This window comes from Nocardia sp. 2TAF39 (genome assembly GCF_052114905.1).
In the GTDB taxonomy this organism is placed as follows: Bacteria; Actinomycetota; Actinomycetes; order Mycobacteriales; family Mycobacteriaceae; genus Nocardia.
Genome location: NZ_JBFRFQ010000003.1, coordinates 188,312 through 209,459, shown reverse-complemented (window position 1 = coordinate 209,459; position 21,148 = coordinate 188,312). Strand labels below are relative to the sequence as shown.

Annotated in this window: 22 protein-coding genes and 1 pseudogene; 15 read left to right on the top strand and 8 right to left on the bottom strand. The window is 67.8% G+C overall.

Annotated elements, in window-relative coordinates; translation table 11 throughout:
* Positions 1 to 105 precede the first annotated feature (105 nt).
* Complete coding sequence (locus AB4Z47_RS03570) at positions 106 to 414, bottom strand: hypothetical protein (protein WP_441947751.1); 309 nt, start codon at positions 412 to 414, stop codon at positions 106 to 108.
* 247 nt (positions 415 to 661) lie between these two features.
* On the opposite strand from AB4Z47_RS03570, the gene AB4Z47_RS03565 reads away from it, so the two are divergent.
* From AB4Z47_RS03565 to holA, 12 genes are all read left to right on the top strand, one after another.
* Entirely contained in the window at positions 662 to 1,957 is a 1,296-nt protein-coding gene (locus AB4Z47_RS03565) for a hypothetical protein (RefSeq protein ID WP_441947749.1), read from the top strand.
* Positions 1,954 to 2,532 (top strand): GNAT family N-acetyltransferase, encoded by a 579-nt coding sequence (locus tag AB4Z47_RS03560; RefSeq protein ID WP_441947748.1) that lies wholly within the window; start codon positions 1,954 to 1,956, stop codon positions 2,530 to 2,532. Before AB4Z47_RS03565 ends, AB4Z47_RS03560 begins: the two co-directional genes overlap by 4 nt.
* A gap of 229 nt (positions 2,533 to 2,761) precedes the next feature.
* Positions 2,762 to 3,403 (top strand): nicotinate-nucleotide adenylyltransferase, encoded by a 642-nt coding sequence (nadD, locus tag AB4Z47_RS03555; RefSeq protein WP_441947746.1) that lies wholly within the window; start codon positions 2,762 to 2,764, stop codon positions 3,401 to 3,403.
* A 52-nt stretch (positions 3,404 to 3,455) separates the two neighbouring features.
* The gene (rsfS, locus tag AB4Z47_RS03550) at positions 3,456 to 3,866 is read left to right on the top strand and encodes a ribosome silencing factor (protein WP_441947744.1); all 411 of its coding nucleotides are present in this window, start codon (positions 3,456 to 3,458) and stop codon (positions 3,864 to 3,866) included.
* Positions 3,867 to 3,888: 22 nt separating this feature from the next.
* Entirely contained in the window at positions 3,889 to 4,587 is a 699-nt protein-coding gene (locus AB4Z47_RS03545) for a histidine phosphatase family protein (RefSeq protein WP_441947742.1), read from the top strand.
* A gap of 778 nt (positions 4,588 to 5,365) precedes the next feature.
* Positions 5,366 to 6,058 carry a diglucosylglycerate octanoyltransferase gene (gene octT / locus AB4Z47_RS03540; RefSeq protein WP_441947764.1) on the top strand — a complete coding sequence of 231 codons (693 nt, stop codon included), beginning with the start codon at positions 5,366 to 5,368 and terminating at the stop codon, positions 6,056 to 6,058.
* A gap of 3 nt (positions 6,059 to 6,061) precedes the next feature.
* Positions 6,062 to 6,904, top strand: coding sequence for a DegV family protein (locus AB4Z47_RS03535; protein WP_441947740.1), 843 nt, complete (start codon positions 6,062 to 6,064; stop codon positions 6,902 to 6,904).
* Between the two features lie 67 nt (positions 6,905 to 6,971).
* Entirely contained in the window at positions 6,972 to 7,460 is a 489-nt protein-coding gene (locus AB4Z47_RS03530; protein WP_441947738.1) for a GNAT family N-acetyltransferase, read from the top strand.
* Between the two features lie 518 nt (positions 7,461 to 7,978).
* Positions 7,979 to 8,962, top strand: a complete 984-nt coding sequence (locus AB4Z47_RS03525) for a helix-hairpin-helix domain-containing protein (RefSeq protein WP_441947736.1) — start codon at positions 7,979 to 7,981, stop codon at positions 8,960 to 8,962.
* Entirely contained in the window at positions 8,959 to 11,916 is a 2,958-nt protein-coding gene (locus tag AB4Z47_RS03520; RefSeq protein WP_441947734.1) for a ComEC/Rec2 family competence protein, read from the top strand. Before AB4Z47_RS03525 ends, AB4Z47_RS03520 begins: the two co-directional genes overlap by 4 nt.
* A 383-nt stretch (positions 11,917 to 12,299) precedes the next feature.
* The gene (locus tag AB4Z47_RS03515) at positions 12,300 to 12,974 is read left to right on the top strand and encodes an alpha/beta fold hydrolase (protein ID WP_441947732.1); all 675 of its coding nucleotides are present in this window, start codon (positions 12,300 to 12,302) and stop codon (positions 12,972 to 12,974) included.
* A 255-nt stretch (positions 12,975 to 13,229) separates the two neighbouring features.
* Positions 13,230 to 14,201, top strand: a complete 972-nt coding sequence (holA, locus tag AB4Z47_RS03510; RefSeq protein ID WP_441947730.1) for a DNA polymerase III subunit delta — start codon at positions 13,230 to 13,232, stop codon at positions 14,199 to 14,201.
* Between the two features lie 500 nt (positions 14,202 to 14,701).
* On the opposite strand, the gene AB4Z47_RS03505 is transcribed toward holA, so the two are convergent.
* The 5 genes from AB4Z47_RS03505 to AB4Z47_RS03485 form a co-directional block, all read right to left on the bottom strand.
* The gene (locus tag AB4Z47_RS03505) at positions 14,702 to 15,313 is read right to left on the bottom strand and encodes a DUF2510 domain-containing protein (RefSeq protein WP_441947728.1); all 612 of its coding nucleotides are present in this window, start codon (positions 15,311 to 15,313) and stop codon (positions 14,702 to 14,704) included.
* A 46-nt stretch (positions 15,314 to 15,359) separates the two neighbouring features.
* Complete coding sequence (locus AB4Z47_RS03500; RefSeq protein WP_441947726.1) at positions 15,360 to 15,641, bottom strand: hypothetical protein; 282 nt, start codon at positions 15,639 to 15,641, stop codon at positions 15,360 to 15,362.
* A complete protein-coding gene (locus tag AB4Z47_RS03495; protein WP_441947724.1) occupies positions 15,642 to 16,274 on the bottom strand; it encodes a maleylpyruvate isomerase family mycothiol-dependent enzyme in 633 nt (210 codons plus the stop codon).
* Positions 16,275 to 16,353: 79 nt separating this feature from the next.
* Positions 16,354 to 16,611 carry a DUF2798 domain-containing protein gene (locus AB4Z47_RS03490; protein WP_441947723.1) on the bottom strand — a complete coding sequence of 86 codons (258 nt, stop codon included), beginning with the start codon at positions 16,609 to 16,611 and terminating at the stop codon, positions 16,354 to 16,356.
* 163 nt (positions 16,612 to 16,774) lie between these two features.
* On the bottom strand, positions 16,775 to 17,845 hold the full coding sequence (locus tag AB4Z47_RS03485) for an aldo/keto reductase (RefSeq protein WP_441947721.1): 1,071 nt from the start codon (positions 17,843 to 17,845) through the stop codon (positions 16,775 to 16,777).
* A gap of 359 nt (positions 17,846 to 18,204) precedes the next feature.
* Between AB4Z47_RS03485 and AB4Z47_RS03480 the strand changes: the two genes are divergently transcribed.
* Positions 18,205 to 19,053, top strand: coding sequence for a helix-turn-helix domain-containing protein (locus tag AB4Z47_RS03480; protein ID WP_441947720.1), 849 nt, complete (start codon positions 18,205 to 18,207; stop codon positions 19,051 to 19,053).
* Here AB4Z47_RS03480 and AB4Z47_RS03475 read toward each other — a convergent pair.
* On the bottom strand, positions 19,037 to 19,285 hold the full coding sequence (locus tag AB4Z47_RS03475) for a hypothetical protein (protein ID WP_441947718.1): 249 nt from the start codon (positions 19,283 to 19,285) through the stop codon (positions 19,037 to 19,039). The two genes, AB4Z47_RS03480 and AB4Z47_RS03475, sit on opposite strands and share 17 nt — an antisense overlap.
* A 202-nt stretch (positions 19,286 to 19,487) precedes the next feature.
* Positions 19,488 to 19,748 carry a 30S ribosomal protein S20 gene (gene rpsT / locus AB4Z47_RS03470; RefSeq protein ID WP_441947717.1) on the bottom strand — a complete coding sequence of 87 codons (261 nt, stop codon included), beginning with the start codon at positions 19,746 to 19,748 and terminating at the stop codon, positions 19,488 to 19,490.
* 258 nt (positions 19,749 to 20,006) lie between these two features.
* On the opposite strand from rpsT, the pseudogene AB4Z47_RS03465 reads away from it, so the two are divergent.
* Positions 20,007 to 20,245 (top strand): annotated as a pseudogene (locus AB4Z47_RS03465) (transglutaminase family protein); the annotation flags it as partial.
* A gap of 96 nt (positions 20,246 to 20,341) precedes the next feature.
* A complete protein-coding gene (locus AB4Z47_RS03460; protein WP_441947715.1) occupies positions 20,342 to 21,130 on the top strand; it encodes an aquaporin in 789 nt (262 codons plus the stop codon).
* Positions 21,131 to 21,148 lie beyond the last annotated feature (18 nt).

Sequence of the window (21,148 nt, the reverse complement as noted above, 5' to 3'; positions counted from 1 at the left end):
GCGCTTCGCCACCACCACAGCACCGAAGATCCTTGACCTCCCCGACACCGTCTGGATCAACCAACCAACTCACGGCACCACCCAGGAGACCGACACGACAGCCGCTTAAACACACCCACCGGTCTCATTCAGCTTGAAAAATTCCGCCTCCGGCAGGTCCGGCCCGGCCAGGAAAGTCCAGCGCTGCGAGCGCGGATGCGTCAGTACCGGCCCGGCCTGCTGGCCCGTGCGGTGCATCCACGCTTTGACTTCCGAGCCGAGGAACGCGGGCATCATCAACCCGCACACCCGCCCCGCCCGCAGCGTGATTCGCCCGAGATGCGGCGGGTGGACTTCGGCGGGCAGGTCACACACCTTCCGGTAGAAGTGACACACCGACAACGGGGTGTGCCCAAACTGTTTCGATGGATCCACAAACGACTCCTCTGCTCGATGTACTGGTGTGCACCCGCCGCCGGGGAGCCGATGAGGGCACCGCATCAACCCGGCGGCGGGGCTCCTCCAGCCTGTCCATGCTGAGCATGAAATCCCAGACACGGAACTCGCATCGAGGTCGTACGCTTCTCCTACGGACCGTTGGAGGCACGGGCGAGGGGCGGTAATGATCGTCAGCACATGGACACGAAAGGAAGTCCGAGCGCTGCGCGAAGTTGCTCTGCGCATGACACAGGAGGAGTTCGCCGAGAAAGTCGGGTTTCAGACTGCGACTGTGCAGAAGTGGGAACAGAAGACCACAGCCGAGCGCCCAGTCAAGGGGCGGTCGGCCGAAGCGCTCGACACGGTCTACAGCGACCTCGACCCGGTGCAGCGGGAACGATTCTGGCAGCAACTGGCAGCTGTGCCATCGCAGATCGGCAGGCATCCTGTTCTCAGCGGCACGGAAACCGCTCAGTCGGAACCGGCCGAACCTGGTGACGACACGCTCGGCATGAATGAGTGGAAAGTCGACGAAGACGATGTGAAACGGCGGGAATTCGGGAAGCTGGCGACGGCAGGGGTTGCTGTCACCCTGCTGGCGGCCAGTCAGGAACGACTCGATACGAGCGACGTGCAACGCCTGCTCGATGGCGTCGACGCGCTCGAACAGACAGATCAAAACATTGGCGGAGCCGAGTTGGTCAACTTCGCCGTCGAGCAGTTGGCTCGCGCGGAAAACCTCCTCGACACCTGCGCCTACAACAGCGTTGTGGGCAACGCCTTCACCAGGGCCACTGGCGAACTCGCCGTCCTCGCTGGATGGCTCGCCTACGACGCCCACCGGCACCCGCTTGCGCGCCGCTGCTTCGCCGACGCCCTGGCCCTCGGCACCGAAGCCAACGACAGCGACCTGATCGCCGACACCTGCCTGTGCGCCGCCAACCAATCCCTCGCCCTCGCCCGCTCCGGACACGGCAGCCCACAAAAAGCCCTCCAATTGGTCGAGCGCGCACGCGACCTCATGCGCGGACGCCCACCGGGCCGGATACATGCACTCATCGCCGTACGCGAGGCGCAGTTCTACGGCATTCTCGGGGACCGAGCAGCCTTCGGGCGCGCAACGGCAACAGCGTGGCGGGAGATGGATCACGCCGCCCAGTTCGAGCCGATCGATCAATGCCCCCAATGGCTCCGGTTCATGACACACGCCGAAGTCGGCGGTCACGAGGCACGTGGATACGGCGACATCGGCGACCTGGCCCGATCCCTTGGTCTGTACGTAGCCGCCGCAGACCAACAAGTCGGCACCCGCAACGCCGTGAACTTGCGCGCGTGGTCGGCCGCCACGAGAGCCCGCATGGGCGATATACGCGGTGCGCTGGAGGAGAGCAGGCCGGTCCTGACCGCTCTCGCGAAGGTGTCATCTACCCGAACACTGCGCGTCATGGACCCGATTCGCGTCGCGGTCCACCGGCTCCCGATCGGCAGCGACTTCCGCGGCCAATTCGACACTCTCACACAGAAAGCCATCACTACATGACCCAGAACCTGCCGGGTCTCGAGTTCACGCGTTACACCGCAGACCAAGCCCGCCAGCTACGCGAGCTCGTGGACGACATCTATCGCCGCTCCTACGTCGAGGCCATCGCGAGCGGCAACCTGTTCGACACTTCGGCCGAGTTCCTGAATCGCTTCGATGCCTACACCAGTCGCAGCGACACCGGGTTCGAGCTTGTGGTTGCCCGTATCCATGGCAAGGCCGCTGGCCAAACGTGGGGGTGGCCGCTGCCGCCGAACGCGCGCTGGTGGGAAGGGCTGCGACTGAACGACTCGTCCGCCGACCCAGCCGCGTTCGCAGCTGAAGACGGCCGCCGCACCTTCGCGCTCAGCGAGATCATGGTGTGCTCGGAGTACACAGGCCAAGGCATCGGACGCGCCCTGCACGACGAACTGATGGGCGGGCGACCGGAACAGCGGGCAACGCTGCTGGTGGAGCTGGACAACACTCGCGCCTACGAGCGCTATAAGAGTTGGGGGTGGCACCGGGTAGGCACCCTGCGGCCATCGTGGCCCGACGCCCCAGAGTTCGATGTGCTGATCCGTGAGTTGCGCTAAGCAGAGTCTTCGATACGCAGAGGCCGTTGCACTGAGCCATTTCGTGCGCCGAGTTGACCTCGCGCGATCACCTGGCTCCGAAAGTGGAGGTCGGCGGCCTCGAGGGTTGGGCGCCCAGCACACCGTTTCCACCGAGCAGTGTCCTCTGCGCGGCCGGTCGTCCACCGTTGACGTCCGCCCCGCTGACCGCCCCGACCTGCCCGGAGTCGACCCGTTAAGCTCGGCAGTCATGCACGAAACCGGTCGGCGCCGCCGCAAGCTGGGCGTGATGGGCGGCACGTTCGACCCTATCCACCACGGTCACCTGGTCGCGGCCAGCGAGGTCGCGAACCGCTTCGACCTGGATGAAGTGATCTTCGTCCCAACCGGTCAGCCGTGGCAGAAGGCGCACAAGCAGGTCAGCCCGGCCGAGGACCGCTATCTGATGACGGTGATCGCGACCGCGTCCAACCCCCGGTTCTCGGTCAGCCGCATGGACATCGACCGTGGCAAGGTCACCTACACCGTCGATACGCTGCGGGAGATGCAGACGCAGAATCCCGACGCCGAGCTGTACTTCATCACCGGTGCTGACGCCCTGGCCAGCATCCTGACATGGCAGGATTGGGCAGAACTGTTCGAACTGGCGAAGTTCGTCGGGGTGAGCCGTCCGGGGTACGAGCTGAACATCGATCATCTCGAGGAGCATCTGCGGGATTTTCCGGTCGATGCGGTGACCATGATCGAGATCCCGGCGCTGGCGATCTCGTCGAGCGAATGCCGTCGCCGCGCCGCCGAGAACCGGCCGGTGTGGTACCTCGTCCCCGACGGCGTGGTGCAGTACATATCGAAGCGGCACCTGTATGTGCCCGGAGCAGCGGAAGGTAGCTGAGCGTGAGCGAGCGCAGCGAGGTGCGGGCAATGAGCGTCAGCGAGGTGCAGGTATGACGGCGTCGGTCGAGTCGGTGGAGATTGCGCAGGTCGCCGCGCGGGCAGCGGATGAGAAACTGGCTTCCGACGTGGTAGTGCTCGACGTGTCCGAGCAACTGGTGATCACCGACTGCTTCGTGATCGCCTCCGCGCCCAACGAACGGCAGGTGAATGCCATCGTCGACAACGTGGAGGAGAAGCTGCGCGCGGCCGGGCACAAGCCCGTCCGGCGTGAGGGCACCCGCGAAGGCCGCTGGGCACTGCTGGACTACGTCGACGTCGTGGTGCATATCCAGCACAACGACGAGCGCAATTTCTATGCGCTGGAACGTCTGTGGAAGGACTGCCCGGTCGTGCCGGTCGAGGGGATCACCGCCGCGCCGAAGGTTCGCGCAGGCGCGGCGACGGAGGACGAGGCCCGGTGAGCGAACGAGCTGTCGCGACAACATGGTTCGCGGCTCCGCATACCATCGGCGAGGCGAGACCGTGAGCAAATACGCCGGAGTGCGCACCCTGATCCTGTTGCGCCACGGGCAAACCGAATGGAATGCCACCGACCGGATGCAGGGCCAGATCGACACCGATCTCACCGAGTTGGGGCGCAGGCAGGCCAAAGAGGCTGCCCGCGAACTCGTCTCGCGCAACGCCATCGCGATACTCTCCTCGGACCTGCGTCGCGCGTTCGACACCGCTACGGCGCTCGCCGACCACACCGGGCTGACTATCGTCCCGGACACCAGGCTGCGGGAGACCGACCTCGGCGACTGGGAGGGATTGACCCACCTCGAGGTCGACGCCGACTACCCCGGCGCGCGCATGGCGTGGCGGCTCGATGCGAACTACACCCCGCCGAATGGCGAGAGCAAACTCGAGGTCGGCGCGCGGTCGCTGCCGGTGGTCCAGGAATTGCTTGTCGAGCAGCAGGACTGGCCCGGCCGGACTATCATCCTGGTGGCGCACGGCGGGTTGATCGCTGCCCTCACGGCCGCGCTGCTCGACCTGCCGCCCCAGAACTGGCCGATCCTCGGAGGATTGGCCAATACCAGCTGGGTTCAGCTCAGCAGCCACGGCCCGAGCATCGAACAGCCCGGCTGGCGTCTGGATGTGTGGAACGCAGCGGCGAAGGTAGCACCCGATGTCCTCTGAAGAGCCGATCAGGTCGGTCCCGGACGAACTGTTCCGGAAGGTTTCGGCCAAGGCCGAACGACACTTGCCGGACGCATTGTTCGGCGGCCCGCCACCGCCTCGCCGCGAATCCGGTGTCCAGCCAGAGGGAGCGCCGTCGGGTGCGGTCGGTGAATCCGGTGCGGCGGAACAGTCGTCCGCCGAGGACTCCGACGGAGCGGACGCGGAGGGTGACGCACCGGTAGCGGAAGCTGTCGGACTTGTGCCCGCCGAGACCGGCTCACCCGTCGCAGCGGTCGCTGCCGCCGATGACGAGGGCACCCACGACGACGAGCTTGCCGCCGGGGTCCTCGCCACTGACGCGGATGCCGCCACCATCGCGGGGCTTGCAGCTGACACCGACGCTGCCACCGACGTGGTCCGTGCCCCGGATACGGAGCTCGGGGCTGATGCGGAGCTCTCCGTCGACTCGGAAGTTGCCGCCGCCGACTTTGCCGCTGATGCGGAGCTTTCCGCGGACACCGAGGCCGCCGCCGACTTTGCTGCTGGCGCGGAGGTTGCCGCCGACGCGGGGCTTGCTGCTGATGCGGAGCTTTCCGCGGACCCGGAAATTGCCGCCGACGCCGACTCTGCCGCCGGCGTGGCACCCGCAGCGAAGTCGCCATCAGTTGCCGAGCCCGCCGTTGACGTGGTAATTCAGGAAGTCGAGTCTGTCGTCTCCGCCGAATCTGTCGCTTCCACACCGGAATCGGCAGACGCGGAAGAACCCGCCGAACCGCGGAATTCCCCGCGTCCCGTTCTGCTGGTGATCGCCGACTCGCTCGCCTATTTCGGACCCAAGGGTGGGCTACCCGCCGACGATCCGCGGATTTGGCCGAACCTGGTTGCCGCCGAATTGGATTGGGACGTCGAGCTGGTCGGCCGTATCGGCTGGACCTGCCGCGACGCCTACTGGGCACTGATCGGTGATCCGCGTGTATGGGCCGCGGTACCGCGCGCCGGTGCGGTGGTCTTCGCTGTCGGCGGCATGGATACGCTGCCCTCGCCACTGCCGACCGCGCTGCGCGAGCTGATCCGTTATGTGCGCCCGCCCGCCATACGCCGCGCCGTCCGCGCCACCTATACCTGGTTGCAGCCGAAACTTTCGAAACTCGGCCGCCCCGTGGCGCTTCCGCCGAAGGTGAGCGTCGACTATCTGGAGCAATCGCGCACCGCGCTGGCTCAGTTGCGGCCCGATCTGCCGGTTGTCGCGGTGCTGCCGTCGGTGCACCAATGCGACGCCTATGGGCGCGTCCACTCCGGTCGGGAGCCTGCCGTGAAGGCGTTGCGAGCCTGGTCGGGCCGAACCTCGGTGCCGCTGGTCGACCTGGCTGAAGCGGTGCGCGACAACATCTTCTCCGGCGAGGCGAACCCGGACGGCATCCACTGGGGCTGGGCCGGGCACACCGCCGTGGCCAACGCGATGGTGAAGACCTTGCAGGAGGTTCGGTAGTCCGTGGCCGTCGTGGTCGTCACCGATTCGTCCGCCAGCCTTCCTGCCGAACACGTCGACGAGCTGGATATCGCCGTCGTCCCGCTGCATGTCCTGATCGGTGACCGAGCGATCAGGGAAGGTGTAGATCCGGTCGATATCGACTACGCCGCGGACACGGTGACCACTTCCGCGGCGTCACCGGGTGAGCTGCGCGCGGTGTACGAGGAGGCACTGCTGCGCAGCGGCGGTGACGGCGTTGTCGCGGTGCACCTTTCCCGGCAGCTGTCCGCAACCTGGGAGGCGGGTCGGCAGGCCGTCCGCGACATGGACGCCGCCGACCGGGTGCGTCTGGTCGACTCGCTGGGTGCCGGGCTGGCGACCGGACTGCCGGCGCTTGCCGCCGCGCGGCGGGCGCGGGCCGGCGCGCCGCTGGACGTCGTCTACGACACGGCGGTCGCCGCCTCCAGTCGCGCCCGCGCGTTCATCCTGGTCAACCGCACGGAGCAGCTGCGGCGTGGCGGCAGGCTGTCGTCCGCGGCGGCGTTCTTCGGCACGGAGTTGGTCACCAAGCCGCTATTGCACATCGTCGAGGGACGGCTCGAACTTCGCGAGAAGGCCCGCACCCGCGCCAAGGCGTACGCGAAACTCGTCGCGGCGGCCGTCGATGCGGCCGGCGACGGCGGCGCGGCCGTCGCCGTCCAGCACCTCGGCGCCGCGGACGCGGCAGACACCCTCGCGACCCAGCTGCGCGAACTCATCCCCGGCATCCGTGAACTCCTGATCACCGAATTCGGCCCCACCCTCGCCGTCCATCTCGGCCTCGGCGCCGTCGGCGTTCTTGTCGTCCCCGGCGGCTGCGCCTGACCCGGACCAGCGATCTCGGTGATCCGAATTCGAGCACTGCGCGGGACCGACCGTTAGCGTCGGGGGAATGACGAGTTCCGCGATTCCGCCGATTCGTCCGCCGGTGACCGTGTCCTCGGTCGAATGGGAGCATCCCGACGCCGCGGCACTGCGTGCGGAGATGGCCGTCGAGGTTCGACCGCGCTACGCCGAGCTGGAGCGGACGCTGCGCACCGACCCGCATGCGGTCGATCCCGCCACCGTGCACCGCACCTTCGTCGCGTACTCCGATGAGCCCGTCGGCCACGCCGGGATCCGCTGGAACGCCGACGATCTCGAAGTCAAGCGGATGTTCGTTCGTCCCGCGCACCGTGGTTCCGGCGCCGCGGCGCTGCTTCTCGGCGCCGCCGAGGAGGCCGCTCGCGCGGCGGGGCGCCCGCGACTGATTTTGCAGACCGGTCACCTGCAGCCGGAAGCGGTTCGCTTCTACCAACGCAATGGTTACCATCGGATTCCGATTTTCTCGCCGTACGAACCGCTGCCGTTGTCGAACTGCTTCGCCAAAAATCTGGGCTGACGTGTCGGATCAGCGCATTGCGGAGGAGGAACGGCGGGGCGCTGTCGGTGTCGGGTCGCGCCCAGCAGGGCATAAACCTCCTGGCTGATCCCGGTAGCTGGGCCAACTCGGGTGGGCGTCGCGGTCGGTAGCGGTGCCGCGGAGCGGAGCATCATGCCCGGTGGCGCGGCACGGGTTACCGCGAGCAGCCCAGTCGAGTTTCGGTAGATCGCGACGATTCGGGGACAGCACCCAGGTACCTGCCGCGGGCGAAGTAGCGCGGGAAGAGGCCGGCAGGGTGGGTCATACGGGGTCCCTTTCGCGCGCCCTGCCGGTGAGGGCGAACTTCTGCGCCGTTCGCCCACGGCGGCGATCAGGGCACGGTGGAATCCTGTGACGGCCGAGCGTAGCGACGTATGCGTCGGCTTTCCGGGAGCTCCGGATCGAGTTGTCCACAACGCGGCGGCTATCAACAGGTTCATTGAATCAGCTGGTCGTGCTGGGCCTTTCGCCCGTGCCGCGGCACTACCGTCGCCGCCATGCCACGACAGGACGAACGCGAGCGAGTGCGACGGCGACTGGGCGCCCTGACCGCCCAGATCAGCGCGAGCAGAACGGACGGTGCGGGTACCGGCCCGGCCGGTCGGCCCGTCGGCGTGGGGCGATGGGATCTCGAGCAGTTGCCCGCCGACCTGGACCCGGTGGAGGAGAACGGGCGCGAGGTCGGCCGGGTGCGGTCTCCAGGCTGGCTCGAGGAACCGGTTGCCGGCTCGGGTTGGCGAGATCGCCTTGTGCCGGTGCGGTTCCGGGGTGTGCGGCTCGATCCGGGCCGCCGCGGTGTGCGCGCGCTGGCGGTGGTCGGGCTGGCCGCGATGGCGGTCGCCGCGGCGGTCGTGTTCCGCGAGCGTCCGATAGCCCAGGCGGTTCCGCCGCTGCCCGCGATCCGGCCGACGGCCGCTTCGCGACCCGCCGCGGTTCTGTCAGCGAGCGTGGTCACGCCACCCGATGCGTTGCCGGTGCACACTGATCCGGGCCAGTCGGCGACCGAACTGGTCGTCAGCGTCGTCGGCCTGGTCCATCGCACCGGCCTCGTCCGACTGCCCGGGGGATCGCGGGTCGCCGACGCGATCGCCGCGGCGGGCGGCCCGACCGACGGCGCCGACACCAGCGGGCTGAACCTGGCCCAGCGTCTGTCGGATGGAGACCAGGTGCTGGTCGGTCCGGCCGCACCGAACCCTGGTCTGTCGCGGCCGGGCAGTTCGGCGATCAGCGCAGGCGGTCGCCCATCGTCCGGTTCGTCGTCTTCCTCGGGCCGCCCGGCGGGCCCGGCGGCCAGGGTCGACCTCAATGCCGCTTCCGAGACCGAACTCGACGCTCTTCCGGGGGTCGGGCCGGTTACCGCCCGCGCCATCGTCAGCTGGCGTGCTACCAATGGGCGCTTCACCTCCGTGGAGCAGCTCGGGGAGGTCGAGGGAATCGGCCCGGCCCGGCTGGCCCGGCTGCGTGATCTGGTGACGGTATGAAAGCCGACTCGGGCGGCGCGATCCGCTCGACAAGCGCAACAGGTGCACGTTCGGAGAGGGACGACACGGCTGTGCGCGCCGCCGGTCACCGTTCGGCTCGCGACGACGCCGATCCCGATGCCGCCCAAGTGCTCGATGCCAGGCTGTTGCCAGCGGCGCTGTGCTGCTGGGGAGCGACGATCGTGGCGTTGACGGCGGGGTGGAAGACGGGAGTAATGCTGGCCGCCGCATTGGCCGTGTTGGCTATCGGGCTGTGGGTGCTGTTGCTGTGGGCGATCGCGCACCGCGGTGAACGATGGCGGGCCGTGGTGGTGGTGGCACTCGCGGCCGTGGTGCTCGGCGCGGGATTCGCGTCCGCCGCGGCGTGGCGGGCGCATCGGGTGGCGACACATCCGCTGCGTGCGGCGTCGGGACAATCGCTGCGCGTGGTAGTGACGCTGAACGACGATCCGAAACCGGTGCGCGGCAAGACACTCGGCGGCGAAAAGCAGTGGGTGGTCCAGGCGGATCTGCGGGAGTACCGGCGCGGCGACGCGACAGTCCGTGCCGGTGGTGCGGTGGTGGTCCTCGCCGCCGGAGAGGGATGGGCCGAGCTGTCACCCGGCAGGCCGGTCGAGTTCCTGGCGCGGGTGGATCAGCCACGTCGAGCTGATCTCACCGTCGTGGCGCTGAGCGCGCATGGACCGCCGAAGTCCGTCGGGCCGCTGCCGTGGTGGCAGGGCGTCGCGGGTTCGGTGCGTGCCGATTTCGCGGCGGCGGCCGCGCGGGTATTGTCGGCCGACGCCGCGGGACTCCTACCTGCGCTCGTCGTCGGCGACACCTCGGCGCTGCCCACCCAGGTCCGCGACGAGTTCGGCATCGCGGGGATGCAGCACCTCTGTGTCGTGAGTGGCGCGAACTTCACCATCCTCTTATCCGTCGTGTTGTTCGCGGTGCGGCTGCTGACTCTCGGCCCGCGTACCGCGGCGGCGGTCGCGGCGGCAGCGCTGCTCATGTTCGTGGTTGTCGCGCGTCCGGACCCGAGTGTGCTGCGTGCCGGGGCGATGGGCGCGATCGCAGTGCTGGCCCTGATCACCGGTCGCCGGAAACAGGCACTGCCCGCGCTGTGTGCCGCGACCATCGCGCTGCTCGCCTTGTGGCCCGGACTCGCCGTGAACGCGGGTTTCGCACTGTCGGTTGTCGCGACCGCCGGCCTGATTCTGGTGGCGCCCAGCTGGGCCGATTGGTTGCGGGCGAGGGGTTGGCGGCGCGCGCCCGCCGAGATCGTCGCGGTGTCCGCGGGAGCGTTCGTGGTCACCGCGCCGATCATGGTCGCACTCACGGGGCGGCTCAGCCTGGTCGCCGTCCTCGCGAATGTCCTTGTGGCACCGGTCGTCGCGCCGATCACCGTGATCGGGGCAGGTGGTGCGGTTCTGTCCTGCCTCTGGTCGCCACTCGCCGACCTCGTTCTACGGTGCGTCGCTCCACCGATGTGGTGGTTGTTGTTCGTCGCCGAACATGCGGCCGCCCTACCCGGGGCGTCCGTCGTGGTGCCGGGCGGCTTCGCGGGTGGGCTGATCGCGAGCGTCGTCGTCGCGGCGGCAATCGTGACGCTGCGCTCGCGTGCCGTGCGTCGAATCGCCGCCGCGGTAGCGCTCGGCGTCGCGGCGATCTTGATTCCGGTCCGCGTCTGGCATCCCGGCTGGCCGCCGAACGGCTGGATCCTCGCGGCTTGCGACGTCGGCCAAGGCGACGGCCTTGCCCTCGCGGTCGGTCCCGGCGCCGCCGTCGTGATCGATGTCGGACCCGACCCGCGTCCGATCCGAACCTGTCTGGACCGCCTGCACATCTCGCAGATCCCCCTGCTCATCCTCACCCATCCGCACGCCGACCACATCGGCGGCCTCACCGGCGCCTTGAACGACCGCGCGGTCGCCGCGATAGCTGTCGGCCTGCACGAACTCGATGGACTCCCACCGGCCGTCGCACCCGAATACGCTCACTCAACCCCTGGGGCCGACGCGGGCTGCGAATCAGGTGATGCCCCGACACCGCCAGCCGAGCGGAGACACGCGGACGCCTGGCCAAGCCGTGTGCGCGACAGCCGTGTAGGGCCGGGAGGTGCTCGGTTCCGAAGAAGCGACGGGCGACACAGAACTATCGAAGGTGATGCGGGTCCGCAGTTCCGAGCCGGTGGCGGGCGCGATCGTGCCGCCGGGGGTGGTGCGGGTGTGCGGTTCCGCACTAGCGGTGGGCGCGATAGTGCTGTCGAGGGTGATGCGGGTGTGCCGGGAGGCACTGACGACCGGACGACATCCGTGGCCGAGTGGCGACTGTCCGGAGGCGACCGAACCGGCGACGGCGCTTCGACGCGGGCGCACACTGCTTGCCGGCCTGCGGGATACGGGCCGGTGCCGACGGTGAATCGGACTGGCAGCACGGATCCGCTGGTGCCGGTCGCGGATCTGGCGCAGGTCTCGACCGTCGCCAGAAACGCGGGGGTGCCGCTGCTGGAGCTGTCGGCTGGACACGTGTTGAGTTTCGGCGCGGTCGAACTCGAAGTTCTGGCGCCAACCCTGCATGGGCCGCGGCCCACCCGCGGAGCCGAAACGGATGACGCGAACGATCGCTCCGTGGTTGTCGCCGCCAGCACTCCCGCCGGTCGCATCCTGTTCACCGGGGATATCGAAGCACCCGCACAGCGCGCGCTGATGCATGCCGGAATCCCCATCCAGGCCGAGATCCTCAAGCTCCCACACCACGGATCACGCACTACTACACGAGATTTCCTCGACGCAGTGCGTCCACGCCTCGTGCTCGTCAGTGTCGGCGCGGATAACACTTTCGGCCACCCGAACCCCGCCGTCCTCGCGAACCTGTCGGCGCTCGGCGCGACGGTGGCACGCACCGACCAGCACGGAGACATCGCGATCGTCGGCGACGGCCGAAGCCTGGGCATGACGACCTCACGTTGAGCCATGAGCTCCGAAGGTGCTCATCGAACGCGTCGATGCAGCTACTCGATCGCCCGGGGGACCGCGAGGCATAGCGAACGCAGTCGAGATGTGCCCGCTGGCGTTCGGTGCGCACGGTTCCGGAGATGTGTGCGGCGGTGCGTTCCCGGCGTCAGCTGACTACGGAGTCGGCCGCGGCGGCGAGCAGGGCGAGGGCGGCATCGCGGGCGTGCGATTCTGTGCACCTCCGCCGCCGCGATCGCGGCCACGCCCCCGTCGCGGACCGGATCGCCACGTGCGGCCGATCGCCCGCAGCACTCCGGCACCCCGACCGATCTGACAGTTCATCCCCTGCGCGGCAACACAATCCGGGCTTCCCACCCACTTCACGAAGGAGAACAGCAGTGACGACCTTTGTCCTCGTACCCGGTATGTGCCACGGTGGCTGGTGCTTCGAACAGCTCACCGAACAACTTCGCGCGCACGGCCACAACGTCCACCCACTGACTCTGACCGGCCTCGGCGAACGCAGTCATCTGCTGCGGACCGGGGTGAACCTGGATACCCACGTCCAGGACGTCGCCGGTGTGCTGGTCAGCGAGAACGTACGAAATGCGGTCCTGGTCGGCCACAGCTACGGCGGCATGGTGATCACCGGCGCGGCCGATCGAAACCCGGACCGAGTCGACTCGCTGGTATATCTGGACGCCATGGTGCCCCGACACGGTGACTCCTGCTGGAGCCTGGTATCCGACCAGGAACGACAGTGGTACGTGGACGTGGTGGAAACAGGCGATGCGGTGCGGCCACTACCCTTCTTCGACCCGCGGGCCACGCCTCATCCGCTTGCCTCGGTGCTGCAACCACTCCAGCTCGCGACCGACCTCACCCACATCCGCCGCAACGTGTACGTGTACGCCGCCGGGTGGAAAGGCCAGTCCCCGTTCACTCCCCTCTATCAGCGCCTACGAGAAGACCCGGCGTGGACAACGCACGCGCTGGACGCCGAGCACAACCTCATGCGCGACGCCCCACACGACCTATTGAAAATCCTGTGCGAGATTGGCGAACCCAGCTGACCGCCGCAGCAGCCCACATCGGCCCGGAGCCGAGGCGGTTCGGCGGCTTCAGTCGGCCGACGAGGTACCGGGCTTCGGGTGTCGGTGGGGGATCGTAGGATCACGCCATGAGCGAGCGCAGCGAGCGAGCGATGGGCACAGCCGGGTTCTCGGTCATGGTGGAGCCGAGTGCTAGCGAGGGGGAGGCATGAGCGAGCGAACTGCCGAGGCAGGGCCCTCGGGCACTGCGGAGTCGGGTACCGGGGAGGCGCTGTGGTGAGCGGGCGTTCTGCACAGGTGCACCTGGCGCTCGGGGAAGAAGAGCTGCTGATCGAGCGGGCGTTGGCCGAGGTTACCGCGCAGGTGCGGGCGTCTGCGCCGGACGGGGACGCGGTGCCGGTGGATCGGCTGCGGGCGGGGGATGCGAGTACTGCCGAACTGGCCGAACTGCTGAGCCCGTCGCTGTTTGCCGAGGATCGGGTGATCATTCTCGAGGCAGCGGCCGAGGCGGGGAAAGACGCGGTCGCGGTGATCACCGAGGCGGCACAGGACCCGCCCGAGGGCGTAGTGCTGGCGGTCCTGCACTCCGGGGGTGGGCGGGCCAAGGCCCTGGCGCCCGCGCTGCAGAAGGCGGGGGCCGTCACCCACGACTGCGCGAAGCTGACCAAGGCCGCGCAGCGGGTCGAGTTCGTTCGCGGCGAGTTCCGCAACGCCGGGGTCCGGGTGTCGGGCGAAGTCGTGCAGGTCGTGTTGGAAGCGGTGGGCTCGGATCTGCGCGAGCTGGCGGCCGCGTGTGCGCAGCTGGCTGCCGACACCGGAGGCAAGATCGATATCGCGGCCGTGCGTCGCTACTACTCGGGCAAAGCCGAAGTCTCCGGGTTCGATGTGGCCGAACTCGCCGTAGCGGGAGACCGCCCCGGTGCGATGGAGGCACTGCGCTGGGCGAACGACCGCGGCGTGCCGTACGTCCTGCTCGCCGACGCCCTCGCTGATTCGGTGCACACTATCGCGCGGGTCGGCTCGGCAGGCCGCGGCGACCCGTTCGCACTGGCCCAGCAGCTCGGCATGCCGCCATGGAAGGTGAAAAAGGCGCAGGCCCAAGCCCGCAGCTGGACCCCGGCGACCATCGGCTCGGCCCTCCAGGTGGTCGCCACTCTCAATGCCGATGTCAAAGGTGGCGCCGCCGACGCCGGTTACGCCCTCGAACACGCCCTCACCCAGATCCTGGACCTGCACGGCGCAAGCTGACCGAGGCGGACCCGCCGCGAGATACCCGAAGTGGTCGCCGGATTCGCCTGCGCGGCTGTCGCAGCGAGTGGTGGTAACCGGTTTCGCCGGTGGGCGCTCGTCACGGAGCACCCTGGTAGCCGACCGTCGGACTTCCCCTTGGTTGTCGGGAGGCCGTGGCGATGCGGGGCGACCGCCCTACCTCGACCGTGGCGTCGCGGTCGACGGATCGGCGTGATGGTGCCGAACGGTGTTGTGGTGCCGAGATCAAGAACTCAACCACGATTGCGACGCTGAGTATTGGATTCAGCCTGTCGTCAGCCACCCTCACACCGCAGTCGATCACCGCTCGACAGCGGAGATACGGTGTAGGTCGCCTCCACGACTCCGTTCGGCGCAACGGGAACGCCGGCGGCCGGAGCATCGAATACATTCGTCTACTTCAGCTGAGCGCAGAAATGCCTGGCAATGAAATCGCCCCGGCCACGGCCGGGGCGATTTCGTGTGTCTGGAGCCGGATATCAGCGCCCGAGCGTTACGTTCACCACGCAGGTGTCGACGGCCTGCACGAGCTCGTCACTGGGCGAGATGTTCACCGGTGCGGCTGAAGCTTTCGGGAACATCGTGTTGTTCCGCGCGCTGCCGGTCGACGCATACACCTGGCCATTGCGGATGATCCATACGCTCGAGCGCTCTTTCATCGCACCGTTTTGGTCGACGATCTCCGCTCCGAAATATGTTGTGTCGCCGATGCTGATCACTGCGCCGTTGGTCAGTTGCCAACTGGCACGTATGAGTCCCGGCTGCACGAGATCGATGACGGATGCCGCCGCGGGCGCGCATCGTGGGTCGGACGCCCCGAACGGGGCGTCCGGTGCCCGTGTTGGCGACGGCTTCGCGGCGGCCGGCGGTGCTGGCGCGGCCTCGCTCGTCGTCGATGGCGCAGCGGCAGAGGCTGACTCGTTGTCGTCGCCGACGACCAGGCCGACGAATACGAGAATCAACGCGATCGCGCCGAGCGCGGCGCTGAGTGCGATGAGGATCAGTGCCTTGGTTCGGCGCCGGTCCGGGGTCGGCGGCTCGACGGAATTCGGCTGGACGGGCGGCTGAGTCACGGTCACCTCGAATGTCATACGGACAGAGTCGATCCGAATCGAATCACGACTCGCTGGGCGCGCGTTAACGCGGCCACTGGTCGCCGAGTTCATCGAGTTCATCATGCAGGCGGCGGACCTCGGCGACCTGCTCGGCGGACGACTGTTCGCCGACGTCAGGATCGCGCACGTGACCGGGGTGGACGACGAGTTCGGTGGGCAGCCGCACGCCCGACTTCGGCTGGTGAGATTTTCCGACGATCTGAGCTCGAGTCGTAGTGTTGCGACTTGACGTCGAGCCAGCCGCTTTCAGGGAGGCCGACGAGTAGTTCTGCGTGACCACCGATGACGAGATCGGAAAGGTCACTTACAGCCTGCTCGCGATGCGCTGCACCCCCGTCCCGGTCACTCCGTCGAGCCCAGCCGTGCGCCCGGTCGCCATAAGCAGCAGATCGCTCAGTGGTCCGCGAATCTCCTCTGTCCCGATGCCTGCCGACCAGTCCGCATCGGTGGCTATCAGCCGAACGCCGCGCACCCGCTTCTCTGCGCCGTAGAACGGGCTGCGCAGCACATGTTCCAGTGCGACGACCGCCTGTTCGGTCGGCATCGCCCGCCCCCGCCTGAGCGGCCGCGCGATGTCCTGTCCATGGATCATGGTGTCCACCAAAGGGGCCAGTGGACCGGCTCCTGGCGCCCGCCGCGCCGAACCGGCACCCTCGCGTAATTGCGCGATCAGCTCGGCGGGTGGGTAGCGGGCGGCGCGATCGCGTGCCATCCGCTCGGTCATGCGATTCCAGTTCCCCCGAGCCCGGATCACTCCGGCGATCGTCGGCCAGAAGGTGACCCGGTTGGACAGGGTGACGTGGGCCAGCACATCGTGCACGGTCCAGCCGGGACACAGGGAGTCGGTCAACCACTCGTGTTCGTCCAGATCGTCGAGGAATTCGGCGAGCCCGAGCCGTTCGGTGCGCGTCCACACCATGATTTCGTCCAAGTCCATCGTCACTCTCCGCGGTCGGTGCTGTCACCGATGCAGACGGTTCGGCGGACCGGAATTCATCGACCGAGCGGTGACGCCGCTACGGGGTCTCGACCAGGGTTGCGGTGGCGCGGCGCACCAGAGGCAGCACCAGCAGCAGCGTCGGAAACGCGATGGGCCAGGACACGGCCCAGGAACGCAGCCACACGCCGATTGCGATGCCGTCGCTCATCAGGGTGCTGATCAGGGAAACTATGCAGGTCATCAGGATCGACAGCAGCATGGGCAAGAGTACCGCCGCGTAGCGGGCGGGCAGCCTGCCGAAGCCGGCGCGGGAGTGGGTGTTCGCGGAATTCATCGGTCGCTCCGAAAGTCTGTCGTCAAGCAACGACTCCGCCGGGCGGCGGGGCCGGTGCGTTGGTTGACGTGAACGCTTACGGCGCCGTGAGGTGCGGCACGAGCCTAGGACAGCCCCATACGGCGGTGCAAGTCCCGGTCGCACCGCCGCACGGGGCCGACGATCAGTCGCGCCCTTCGATTTTCAGGTCCCCGAAGGTGACGCTGCGCGTCATCGGGCGCGCGAGCATCTCATGCGGGAAGCCGAGGTCGACGGCACTGGCCTGCTCCAGCCGGACGAGCTGAGCCGCGTCGAACTCGACGTCGAGCGCCCCGAGGTTGTCCTCGAGCTGCGCGGCAGTGCGCGCGCCGATGATCGGCGACGTGACGCCGGGGTTCCGCAGGGTCCAGGCCAACGCGACTTGTGAAGGGGTCGTGCCGATTTCGCCCGCGACCTCCTTCACGACGTCAGCGATGGCGAGGCCGCGCTCGGTGAGCGAGCCGTTGGCGGCGGCCACGTTCTTGCGGCTGCCCTCGGGCGAACCTTCCGCCTCATGGTCCAGATCGGCGCGGCTGTACTTGCCGCTGAGCACGCCGCTGGCCAGCGGCGACCACGGGATCACCCCGAGGCCCAGCTCACGCGCCATGGGGATGAGGTCGCGTTCCACGGTCCGCTCGATCAGGCTGTATTCGATCTGCAGCGCGATCAGCGGCGACCAGCCGCGTAGGTCGGCGATGGTCTGCATCCGGGAGACCTGCCAGGCTGGTGCGTCGGAGATGCCCACGTAGAGCACCTTGCCCGAGCGCACCAGATCGTCCATGCCGCGCAGGATTTCCTCGACCGGGGTCAGGAAGTCCCAGGCGTGCAGGTAGAGCAGGTCGATGTAGTCGGTGTTCAGCCTGCGCAAGCTGGCCTCGACCGAGGCGAACATGCTCTTGCGGTGGTTGCCACCGGAATTCGGGTCGCCAGGGCGGCGCAGCATTGTGTACTTGGTTGCCAGCACCAGGCTTTCGCGGTTGTCCGCGGTGAATTCGCCAAGCAGTTGCTCGGAGGTGCCGTTGGTGTACTGGTTGGCCGTGTCGATGAAGTTGCCGCCACGGTCGACGTAGGTGTCGAAGATCTTGCGTGCCTCGTCCTTGTCGGCGCCCCAGCCCCAGTCTGCGCCGAAGGTCATGGTTCCGAGGGACAGGGGAGACACCCGAAGACCTGAGCGGCCGAGCAGCCGGTAGGTGTCGAGGGTGCGGGCTCCGGACATGTCCAGCTCCTTGTCGTCGAGATGCTGTGTTGTCGGTATCGAGTCTTCCGCGACGCGCGGGGCGGGGGTAAGGGAGGCCTCTTCCTGGGAAAGCCAGTCCTAGTCAGCCGTAGGATCGACGATGATGACTGGCACGGTGAAGGCGACAGCGCCGCGATCTCAGCCCCGGAGGCGGAAGTTTGCGTAACCACGGAGGGGTCGAGAGCGGCGCAGATTCAACACCACGCCGCGATCTCAGCCCCGGAGGCGGAAGTTTGCGTAACCACGGAGGGGTCGAGAGCGGCGCAGATTCAACACCGCGCCGCGATCTCAGCCCCGGAGGCGGAAGTTTGCGTAACCACGGAGGGCCCGGGATCGGCGTGGATCGAACACAGGAACTGGCGGCCTTCCTGCGGGCCCGGCGAGAACGCCTGACCCCGCGTGACCTCGGATTGCCGCAGCGCAGACAGGCGCGGCGGACGCCGGGACTACGGCGTGAGGAGGTCGCCGAGCTGGCGGGGGTGAGCACGGACTACATCGTGCGACTGGAACAGGGACGCGGGCTGCGGCCGTCGGCGGAGGTACTCGAAGCGCTGTCGCAGGCGCTGCGGCTGGACAGCGACGAGCGCGCCTACCTTTTCGACCTGGCGCGGCAGCGGCTGCCGAACAACGGCAAACCGAGCACGGTGCCCGCGCCCGCGCTGGCTGTGCTGGTGCACGATCTGTCGCCGTTGCCCGCGATGCTGGTGAACCACCGCTACGACATCCTGGCCTGGAACCGGGAGATGGCGCGGCTGATCACGGACTTCGGTGCCCTGCCAGAGCGGCAGCGAAACTCCATGTGGCTGTGCCTGATGGCCCCGGGCATGCGGGAGTTCTACGTCGAACGGGAACGCATCATCCGCGAGGGCATCGCGGATCTGCGCGCGGCCTGGGCCGCCCACCCCGACGACCAGGTGCTGGCCGACCTGATCGCCGAGTTCACCGCGCACAGCCCCGAGTTCGAGCAAGCGTGGGCCCGCCACGACGTCCGAGTGCAGGGGCGCGGGAAGAAGCCGCTGCGCCATCCGGTGGTAGGCCCGCTGGTGGTCACCTACGAGGTCCTGATGCCGGTGCAGGATCCCGACCAGCGGATCGTGATCTACCGGGCCGCGGACGAGGACTCCCAGACCGCGCTGGATCGGCTGGCCGCCGATCCAGCTGTGACCGGGACTACTCCGCCGAGCTGAGAATCACCAGCTCCTCGTCGTCTTCCCCGTCCTCGTAGCGGCCTTCCCACTCCTCGAAGGCGGGGACGTCTTCGTCCCGCGTGACGATCCACTCCAACGAGTAACCGCCGTCATCGTCGGGAACCAGCACATTCTCGATCTTCAAGCCGAATCCGAGCACCTCGGCCGCCCGGATCACATCCGGCAGGTCCTCGGCGCGGACGACGGTCTGATTGGCATACACGGTTACCATGCGCGGAATGGTAGCTGGAACCATCGACACGGCGTGGGCTGATCCGGAATCCCCTGGAGAGCGCCAGGTGGGGAGTCGGGTCGACGAAGGACAGGTCCGCAGAAACCCTGGCGACGCGGTCTGGGCACGACAAAAGCCGCCGTGGTCATCGAGGCCACGGCGGCTGCGTCAGAGCGTGGTACCGGCACGCGGTACCGGTGCGTCAGAGCTTGTTGAGGGTCAGCGCCAGGGCCGACTTCTTGTTGGCGGCCTGGTTGGCGTGGATGACACCCTTCGAGGCTGCCTTGTCCAGCTTGCGGCTGGCGAACTGCAGACGCTCGGCGGCCTGCTCCTTGTCACCGGCGGCCGCGGCCTCCCGGAAGCTGCGGATGGCGGTGCGCAGCGCGGACTTGACCGACTGGTTGCGCTTGCGCGCTTCCTCGTTGGTACGGATCCGCTTCATCTGGGACTTGATGTTGGCCACGCCTGTTTCCTCGTGTTCCTGTCTGGTGGGTGTCTGTCCTGGAAAGTTCGGGAGCGCGCGACACAAACCCGGGGTAAATGGGTAACGCAGCGCCGAAGATCGAGGGTACCAGTCGCCGTTCGGCACACGAAATCGGTGCGTGTCGGACCTGGCCGAAGCGAGGACGACCGCTCTGTCCGGCCGCCGGAGTTCCACCCGGGGAGGTGAGTGACGCGAGATATCTATCTGTGTCTCACACGGCGTTGCCGCAACGTGTGACACCCCAGCCCGTCCGCCGAGATCGGCGTAACGGTTGCTGGACAGTCGCACGGCTGGATCGATGCGTGCACCGGCGCTTGGTGTGGCTACGCTCTGGCGAACAACATCGCTAGCGCTGAACAGCACGTTTCCTGGGTGTCGGCCGCGATTATGCCGATGTTCCACTTCTGAAGGGCATATTCTCCGGAGGTAGCTCCACCGATCTCGAAGTCGTTGTAGAGATCACCAGACTCGCATAGCGTCCGGCGGGCAACCGTTGATCTCGAGCGGCTCTGTTGTCGAAGCGGTACCACGGCTCGCAAGAGCACCACGTCTGGAACGCGGAAGGTGGACAGATGTCTCCAACGGCTCAGGAAGTCGTGGAAGAGGTTGCCGAGAACAAACCGATTCCCGACAGCAAGAAATGGGGCGCCGAGGCGCTCGGCACCTTTGTCCTGGTGATCGGCGGCGCCGGCACGGCGGTGCTGGCGGGGGAGCGGGTCGGCGCGCTCGGGATTGCGCTGGCCTTCGGACTCACGCTGCTGTTCCTCGTCTACGCGATCGGGCCGATCTCGGGTTGTCATGTCAATCCGGCGGTCACCATCGGCCAGTTGCTGCTCGGCCGAGTGAGCGCGGTGTCCGCGGCCGGGTACGTGATCGCCCAGCTCATCGGCGGTTTCTTGGCAGGCCTCGTGCTGTTCGCGCTGGCCAAGAATCTGCCATCCTACGACCGTTCGGTCGACGGGCTCGGTGCGAACGGGTGGGGCGCGCACAGTCCGTCGGCGAAGACCGGGCCGCTCGGTGAGGTGGTCGTGCAGAACGGCTACGGGATGGCCGCCATGATCATCATCGAGGTGATGCTGACAGCGCTGCTGGTATTCGTGGTGCTGGCCTCCACCGACCAGATCTCCGACGTACCGCTGGCCGGGCTGTCCATCGGTGTCACGCTGGCGGTGATCCACTTGGTCTCGATTCCGGTGGACGGCACCTCGGTAAACCCGGCCCGCAGTCTCGCCGTGGCCCCCTACCAGAACGGTGCGATGGGGCAGGTCTGGGCGTTCGTGGTGTTCCCGCTGATCGGCGGCGTGCTCGGCGCGCTGGTGTACGGCCTGCTGTACGGCCGTTCGCGCGAGATGCTCTCCTGACGGTGTCGCTCCGGGCGG